Source organism: Variovorax sp. P4_D9, from assembly GCF_056401695.1.
Map to the genome: position 1 here is coordinate 1 of NZ_JBFUIU010000437.1, position 7,670 is coordinate 7,670.

The window sequence follows — 7,670 nt, forward strand, 5'->3', positions numbered from 1 at the left end:
GGCCGACGTGGCATCGGTAGATTGCGCGCAAGCAAACGACGACGCGAACAGGTTCGCGACGCACAGCAGCAGGAACCCGAACAAGATCTTTGTGAGCCGCAAAGACGTAACTCCGCTGGCATCGAGCATCGTGGAATCTGGCTGCAAGCCAACCAAATTGACAACTTCCATATTACTCAGTCCCCCGCGTCGTGTCCGTCTTTTTCCGGGCCTAGGAGCGCCGCAGCCCCAGTCGGCGGCGAGTTGCATCGGAACCGCCGCGCCAAAAAAGGTCGACCATCAGCCGTCTCCGTCGAGGCGCTTTCGTGAGCGGCAGCTATCCGAAGTAAGCTATTGATTTCCAAAGGAAAAATTCCCGCAAGCGGTGACGATTTGCGGGCAAGGTACGGCAGTTCTTACCCTCGTCGTCAAGAAGCCGGACGGCCGTCGTTGCCGGGAGCGGCCAGCCTGCCGATCGCCGGCGTGACCGCGTGGGAGGCGCGGCTGAAATGCACCACCCGGCTGCGGCGTGCCCCTGGCCCTAAAGCCGTTCGATGGTGATGGCCACCTTGCCGAACTGCTCTCCCGACGCCAGGCGTCCAGGGCCGCGTGCGCTTCTTCGAGCCGGTRGTCGGCGTCGATGACAAGACGCATGCCGCTGCGCTCGACCAGCGAGAGCAAGCCGCCGAACTCGTGGAGATCGCCCAGCGTCGAGCCCAGGATCTGCACTTGCCGAATGAAGTTGCGTCGCAGGTCCGCCGGCGGCTGGTCGCCGCTGGTGGCGCCGCAGGTCACGAGGCGGCCGCCGCGCACCAGTGACTTCATCGCGCCGGACCACACCACGGCGCCCACGTTCTCGACGACCACGTCAACGCCGTGTCCGCCCGTGAGCGCCATGGCCCGCTTCGCCACATCCCGCGTCGCGCTGTGGATCGCGTGGTCCGCGCCCATGTCGAGGGCCCTCTGCAGCTTGGCTTCCTCACGCGAGGTGAGGCAGTGCTGCAGCACGGCGATTGCCTCTCATGAATTTTTGGAGGCGCTGCAATGACCAACACATCGAGTTCGCGCTGAGCTCGGGAACACGCGCGCTGCCCACTCGCGCAGGCGACCCAGAGGTTACACGTCCGACCTTGAGGGGCCTCGCCGTAACGAGTCCCCTCAGGCCCCAATGCTCGGCGGTATGAGGTCGCTCGCTACTGCTAGTGCGATCCAAGGACCCCAAGATGCAGACAGCCGATCGCCGGCACCGATCGTGACGGTGAAGCCAAAGCCCCAAAGCACTTCGAGGACGTATCCTGGTTTCATCAGAACTCCTCGACGTCGGCAGTTGCCGGACGTTCATGGACCCCGGTTTTCATTTGGGCTGGCGAACTTGGCGAAGGATCAATATCCATGCGGGTTTCGGCCTGTTCTTGCTCACTGCGAACATTGCGACCCAAGGACTCGGGGTCGATCGCCGCGAGGTGGTTTTCTTCGCGAGGTTCGCAAAGTTCGCCGACATGTGAATCAGGCGGTATGCCGCGTCGTTGTTGATCCTTCGTTACATTCGCTTTGTTCGCGCGCATCAAGCGGTAAATCTTTGCGGCGCGGCCGGTCGTCGGCACAGTCTCGACTTCGATGGGCGCGGGCGTGATCGACACCAACTCGTCCAACGCCGCGTCGATCTTGTGCATGGACAGGTGGCCGCCGAAGCATTCGACCGTGATGGCCTTGCGGCTCGCGCTGCCCTTGTCGGTCAAGAACTTGATGATCTTGTCGTTTAGCGCTGGTCTCGGCCGCGCTCACTTCATCAAGCGCGGTCGCGAAGACAAACTTGATGGAGTCAGTCCAGGAGCGAACCCACGGACGCTCGAAATCATCGAGGCCGCCGCCTCGGCGTCGGCGCGGTCCGTCCGCCAATTCGTCCTTTTCGAGCCGATTGCGGCGATGAAGGCCAAACCGGGGTGATCGTCCGGGAACCGACAGCTGCCGCTACACATTCTTGAATGCGGTCAGCAAAGCATGGGCTTACGGCTTTGCTTGAAGTARGGCGGGGTTGCGAGATTTACGCTAACGGCAAACCGCTTTAACATTGCCCAGCCCAGTGATGACCATGCGCACACGTTCCGTATCAATCCAGCAAGTCGTCAAACACCAGGTCGCCGGCCGTTAGCGTATTTATGCCCTCCCTTTCCCTCTTCGACGAAACCCCCTCCGACATCCATCGCCTCGCGTTCGAGCGGTGGCTGGACGGTCAGCGGGCATCGGGATCCCTGCGTCAGCCCGCTTCTGTCCAGGTCTATCGCGACATGTGGGGCGCCTTCACCGCCTGGTGTCTGGGACAGTCGCCGGGCGTGACCCTGGCTTCGCTTGACCTGCGCGATCTGCAGGCATTCCAGGCGGCGCGTTTCGGGCGCAAGAGTTCCGATATGTCGCTGTCTCCTCGACATGCGCTTCGTCTGGTGCGACTCATCGATCGGGTGTTGCGCCACCATGCGGTTGAGACCGGGGAGAGGCCGAACACGGCGGCTTCCGACTGGCTCGTTGCTCATCCGGAGGTTCGCTATGCGGAGGCTTCCAATGCGGATCCCCTGCCCGAGTTTCTTTCGGTCGCCGAGGCCAAGCACCTGATCACGTTCCTGTCGAACGCGCGGCCGCGGCCCGGACTCGCAGGCTCCCGGCGCGACAGCCATGCTGCCTTCACCTGGCAGGAACTTCGCAATCGGTGCGCGGTCGCTTTGCAGTTGGGCGGCGGCTTGACGCCAGGCGACGTCCGCGCACTCACCGTGGCGTCCCCGATCTCGCGTGGCGGCCGCGTTCGCGATCGGCCCTGGAAAGTCTCCGTACCGGGCGATGGGAATTCATCCGCGCGCGAAACACCGATCGCGCCGTGGGCGGGAGAGTTGCTGCAACATTGGCTGCAGGTTCGTGCCGAGGCCCGCATCGAGGGCGACCATCTCTTCCCGTCGACGCGTACGGGCAAGCATTGGCACAAGGAGTCGCACTACAAGTGCGCCAAGAAGGTACTGGAAGACGCCGGCATCGACAGCAGCGAGGGCGGCTCGTTCCGGCTGCGGCATACCTTTGCCCTGCGGCAGCTGCGTCGGGGCTTCGAACCCGAGACGGTGGCGGCCTGGTTGGGCGTCGAGCCGGAGGTGATGGGCAGATACAGGCGGGTGGTGACGACGCCGATCGACGTCGTCTGAACCAATCACCCTAAATCCCGCAGTCAACCCGTGTTGGAGCGCTGGCGTGGGTGAAACTGGGCTGATCGACGGTGCGATGCGCTGGCAGATGTAGCGCAGCAGCGTGGCCCAGGGGTCGCTCGCGGGCAACTGCTCCGCAATGGCCCTCACGTGCTGCAAGGCCGCACGCACATTGGCGATCAGCGTCCTGATGGTTTTCGGCTTGGCGTGCAACGGCGTGAGGTACAACTGGGTCTGCCCGGCGTGACTGGCCGCCTTGCCCACCGCCGCCAGTAGTTTCCAGCTTGGCGCCGGGATGCGCAGCGCGGCAACACCAACTCCACCAGTTGCAAACCAACGCCCCCGCCCTGGCCGTGGTCTGGCAGCGGTTGAGATCCTGCGTGGTGAAGCCACCCAGGCCCCAACTGGTTCTTCAGTTCGTCGAAGCCGTTCTCGCAGTCGGCGCGGTCACGGTACAACTGCGCCACGGCCTCCAGTGGGTAGGCCACATCGGTGACCAGCACCGAGTATTCCCACAGCCGCTGGCCGTCGAGTACTGCCATGTCCGCCAGCGCCAGGCCCAGTTGCCCTCGCTCGTCGCGCCGTTCGCGCGCGACACCCTCCCTGATGCGCTTGCGCACGATGACCACGCGCCGCTTGGCGCTCCAGCCGTCCAGCCTGAGCCAGTCCTCGACCACCTGGCAGCCCTGCGCGTCCGCCCGGCTCCAGTCCATGCGGCTGAACTGCCGGGCCACCAGGCGCTGCACCTTCTTGGTCTGGCGCAGCCGTAGCAGGTAGGGCTGGCCGCGTTGCTCCAGCTCGACCAGGATGCCCTCGTTGCCGTAGCCGCAGTCCCCGCGTACCAGCGCCGGGCATCTGTCGCCGAGCTCGTCGAGCAGCCGGGCCAGCCCCGCCTTGGCGTGCACGCTGGTGTGTTGCTTGCCAGAGTTGACCTGCACGTCCAGCACCAGACGCAGGTTGCCCACCCAGTAGGTGTGCAGCACTTGGCTTGGGCGCCCGGGCTTGTGCGGGTTGTAGCCCAGTTCGGCACCTTCTTGCCGCCCGTACAGCGGTTTGATGCTGGCGTCGATGTCCAGCACCCAGGGTCTGTCCAGCGCTTCGCGCACGCTGCTCATCAGCGCCGGGCGCAACCACGCGCTGCTGGCGGCTTCGTCGATGCGCTCCAGCGCGCGGCGCAGTGCGTCCTCGCTGATGACGCGCTGCATGCCCAGGGCCTGCGCTGCCACCGCATCGCCGCGCAGGACCGTGACATGCGCGTAACGCCGGTGACCGGCCAGGATCGCCAGCAGCAGCGTGCCCAGCACGTCGCGCTTGCCCGGCGCGTTGTTGCTGCGGTATTCCAGCGGGCAGTCGGCCACCCAGAGATCGAATACGCCGGCGGCGGCCAGGAACTCGGCGAAGAACACCAGTTGCCCGTTGGGCGTGGCCGGCGCGCCCTCGTCCCAACGCACGTGCATGCGCCCGCCCAGCGTGTCCACCACCATCGCGTCGCTGTCGCCGCCCTCTGCGACAACGATCGATCCGGCCTCTTTGCGCTTGCGTCTTGAGTCACCCATCGGGTGAGTCTGTCAGATCACACCACTCCCGCGCCGGCGTTGGCGATCACGCCAATTCAAAGCGTTCAACTGCCGGAAGTAGGATCAATTCATGATTGCATCCATACTTCCAAACTAAGCCGGCAGCGCGTGCTCGGCCATGAAACGCTCGACGCGCCGGGCCGTCTCGGCCGGGCGCGTGAGCACGAACAGGTGGCCGCAGTCGACCGTCTGCAGGGTCGCGCGAGGCACGCGCGACGCGATGATCCGACCGTTGACCAACGGCACGATCGGATCGTCGGAACCCATGAGCACGAGCGTCGGCGCTGCAATGCGGTGCAGCCGATGCCAACTCGTCCATCCCAGTATCGACAGCAGCTGGTACAGATAGCCGCGGGGACTCGGACCGCGCATCGCGGCCGCGTGCACGTGCAGCAGGTCGCTGTCCAGCCGCAGGATGCCGCCATAGAGCTGGCCGCCGATCTTCATCAGGTAGCCGGGGTCGAGATAGCGCCTTGGACTGAGCAACTGCAACAGCACTCGCGGTTGGCCCGGGACCATGACGAGGCCAGCGCTCGTGGCCGCGAGTGTCAGCGTCGTGCAGCGCTGCGGATAGCGCAACGCAAATTCCTGAGCCGCCGCGCCGCCCCATGACACGCCGAACACATCGACCGACCCCAGTTCCAGATGGTCGAGCAGTGCGGCTGCCAGGTCGGCGACCCTGCGCAGGCGGTAGGGAAGCAGGGGCGCCGGTGACGCGCCGACACCCGGCACGTCGAAGGCGATGACGCGCGTGTGCTCGAACGCGGCAGCAAATTTCGCCGCGGTCTCCACGTTGGCGCCGATGCCGTTGAACACCAGCAGCACGCGCGAAGCCAGCCGTGCGCCACCCTCGACGTAGTGAATCGCCTGACCGCCCAGCGTGATGCAGTGCGCGCCCCGACGAACGGCTGAAATGTCGTTGGCCATCCGGTCAGCCTCTCTGCATCGCGTAAGTGCCTGGGGCGGCGCAGAGCACGGGCTGCCGCTTCGAGCCGGGTTGGCGCGGGGCACGCTTGTCGGCGTCCGATCGCTCCGCCAGCCACTCGGACAAGTGCGGCCACCAAGTTCCTTCGTGCTTTGTTCCGCGCTGTTCGAAGGATTCCGGCGTGTCATGCGCACCGCCGTTCGTGACGAAGGCGGACTTCTTGCTGCCCGGCGGGTTGACGATCGACTGCACGTGGCCGCTCGAGCTGAGCACGAACTCGCTCTTGCCGCCCAGCATCCCGCGCGTGCGGTAGCAGCCCTGCCAGGGCGTGATGTGGTCCGTGCTGCCGCCAACGATGTAAGCGTCGCAGTTCACGTCGCGCAGGTCCAGCTTCTGCCCGGCGATCGTCACGCCGCCGGGTTGCGTGAGTGCGTTGGATTCGAGCAGGGCCAGGAAATCTGCATGCAGGCGCGCCGGCAGGCCCGTGGTGTCCGAGTTCCAGTACAGCACGTCGAACGCCGGCGCTTTCTCGCCGAGCAGGTAGTTGTTGACCCAGTAGTTGAAGATCAACTCGTTGGGGCGCAACCACGCGAACACCTTGGCTAGGTCCTTGCCCTTGAGCACTCCGCGCGCGCCGCTCAAGGTGCGCGCGATGTCCAGCGTCTCCAGGTTCACGAACAGGCCCATCGAACTGTCGCCGATGGTGTCGACATCCAGCACCGACACCAGCAGCGTGAGGCTTCGCGCCCAGTCGCTGCCCTTAGTGGCCAAGTAGGCGAGCAGCGCTGCCGATGTCATACCGCCCGAGCAGGCGCCGAGCACGTGGAGTTGGGGCGAGCTCGTGATCTCGCGTGTCACGCGCATCGCTTCCTCGAGCGAAAGCACGTAGGACTGCAGCCCCCAGTCAGCCTGCTCGGCGGTCGGGTTGCGCCAGCTGACCATGAAGACCTGGAAGCCCTGCTGTACGAGGAACTCGACCAGGCTGCGCCCGGGCGCTAGATCCCAGACGTAGTACTTGTTGATCTGCGGCGGCACGATGAAGAGCGGCGTACCGTGCACGGTCGCCGTCTGCGGCCGATACTGAATCAGCTCGAGGTGTTCGCTGCGGAACACCACATCGCCGGGTGTAGCGGCCAGGTTCTCGCCGACCTTGAACTTCGACACATCCACCGACGCGGGCAGGCCGCCGTTGTGGCGCCAATCCTCGACCAGCTGCGCGACGCCCCGCGTCAGGTTGGCGCCGCCGGTATCGAGCGTACGCCTCAGCGCGGCCGGGTTGCCCAGCAGCGCATTGGTCGGCGCCATCGTGTCTGCCACCATCCTGAGAACCATCTTCGCGCGCGCCTCGTCGGACGCCGACAGGCCAAGCTCGCCGACCAGCCGTTGCGTCTCGCGCGAGAGCGCCAGGTGTGCCTGCATCAGTTGCCTGTAGAAGCCGTTTTCGCGCCAAGCCGGGTCGTCGAAGCGCCGGTCGCGTTCCGCCGGTGCAACCGACGAACGGGCGCTGATCACCTGCGCCAACTCGCTGGCTGCGCGGCCGACGGCACTGACAGTCTTTGCGGGCTGCATGATCGCCGCGGCGGCCATCGACCGCAACGACTCGCTCAGCCGCACAGGCGTGCGCTCGAGTTCGACGTTGACCAGCGGCGCTTCGGCGTCGATTGTCTTGGAGAGGAAAGCTATCTTGTTCATGCCATCACCATGCCCATCGAATCGGCCACCATCACCGGCCGCTCGGGTGCGCCTTCGACGAAGGCGGTGTTGCGGCAGCGCATCAGCGTGCGGCCCGGGCCCTTGGATTCGACCTCGGCCAGTGCGACCTGCACGACGACGCGGGACCCGGCCGCTACCGGCGCCAGGAATCGAACCTTGTCGAAGCCGTAGTTCAGCACGTTGGCGGCGTCATCCGGGTACACGCCGAGCTCGAACTGCGCCGCCGGGATCAGCGACAGCAGCAGCAGCCCGTGAGCGATCGTGCCACCAAACGGCGTGCCTGTTCGGGCA

General features: G+C 65.5%; 8 protein-coding genes. 2 read left to right on the top strand and 6 right to left on the bottom strand.

Annotation, left to right across the window (positions count from 1 at the left end; all coding sequences use genetic code 11):
* Positions 1-330: 330 nt before the first annotated feature.
* A complete protein-coding gene (locus AC1DY5_RS34200; protein WP_478118761.1) occupies positions 331-930 on the bottom strand; it encodes a zinc-binding dehydrogenase in 600 nt (199 codons plus the stop codon).
* A 353-nt stretch (positions 931-1,283) separates the two neighbouring features.
* Complete coding sequence (locus AC1DY5_RS34205) at positions 1,284-1,718, bottom strand: hypothetical protein (protein ID WP_478118747.1); 435 nt, start codon at positions 1,716-1,718, stop codon at positions 1,284-1,286.
* Between AC1DY5_RS34205 and AC1DY5_RS34210 the strand changes: the two genes are divergently transcribed.
* The gene (locus AC1DY5_RS34210) at positions 1,708-1,926 is read left to right on the top strand and encodes a hypothetical protein (RefSeq protein WP_478118749.1); all 219 of its coding nucleotides are present in this window, start codon (positions 1,708-1,710) and stop codon (positions 1,924-1,926) included. The two genes, AC1DY5_RS34205 and AC1DY5_RS34210, sit on opposite strands and share 11 nt — an antisense overlap.
* Positions 1,927-2,138: 212 nt before the next feature.
* Complete coding sequence (locus AC1DY5_RS34215) at positions 2,139-3,164, top strand: tyrosine-type recombinase/integrase (protein WP_478118751.1); 1,026 nt, start codon at positions 2,139-2,141, stop codon at positions 3,162-3,164.
* Positions 3,165-3,343: 179 nt separating this feature from the next.
* Here the strand turns inward: AC1DY5_RS34215 and AC1DY5_RS34220 are convergent, their stop codons facing one another.
* The 4 genes from AC1DY5_RS34220 to AC1DY5_RS34235 all read right to left on the bottom strand — a co-directional run.
* The gene (locus AC1DY5_RS34220) at positions 3,344-4,720 is read right to left on the bottom strand and encodes a transposase (RefSeq protein ID WP_478118753.1); all 1,377 of its coding nucleotides are present in this window, start codon (positions 4,718-4,720) and stop codon (positions 3,344-3,346) included.
* 114 nt (positions 4,721-4,834) lie between these two features.
* Positions 4,835-5,668: a poly(3-hydroxyalkanoate) depolymerase gene (phaZ, locus tag AC1DY5_RS34225; RefSeq protein WP_478118755.1), complete on the bottom strand. Its 834-nt coding sequence runs from the start codon at positions 5,666-5,668 to the stop codon at positions 4,835-4,837.
* A 4-nt stretch (positions 5,669-5,672) separates the two neighbouring features.
* Positions 5,673-7,358 (bottom strand): alpha/beta fold hydrolase, encoded by a 1,686-nt coding sequence (locus tag AC1DY5_RS34230; RefSeq protein ID WP_478118757.1) that lies wholly within the window; start codon positions 7,356-7,358, stop codon positions 5,673-5,675.
* The coding region (locus tag AC1DY5_RS34235) for a MaoC/PaaZ C-terminal domain-containing protein (protein WP_478118759.1) at positions 7,355-7,670 on the bottom strand (316 nt) is incomplete at its 5' end. The genes AC1DY5_RS34235 and AC1DY5_RS34230, both read right to left, overlap by 4 nt.

Bases quoted from the DNA above. Each gene is read 5' to 3' on its own strand.
- AC1DY5_RS34220 (WP_478118753.1), bottom strand. From the start codon at position 4,720: ATGGGTGACTCAAGACGCAAGCGCAAAGAGGCCGGATCGATCGTTGTC.
- AC1DY5_RS34230 (WP_478118757.1), bottom strand. From the start codon at position 7,358: ATGAACAAGATAGCTTTCCTCTCCAAGACAATCGACGCCGAAGCGCCG.
- phaZ (WP_478118755.1), bottom strand. From the start codon at position 5,668: ATGGCCAACGACATTTCAGCCGTTCGTCGGGGCGCGCACTGCATCACG.
- AC1DY5_RS34215 (WP_478118751.1), top strand. From the start codon at position 2,139: ATGCCCTCCCTTTCCCTCTTCGACGAAACCCCCTCCGACATCCATCGC.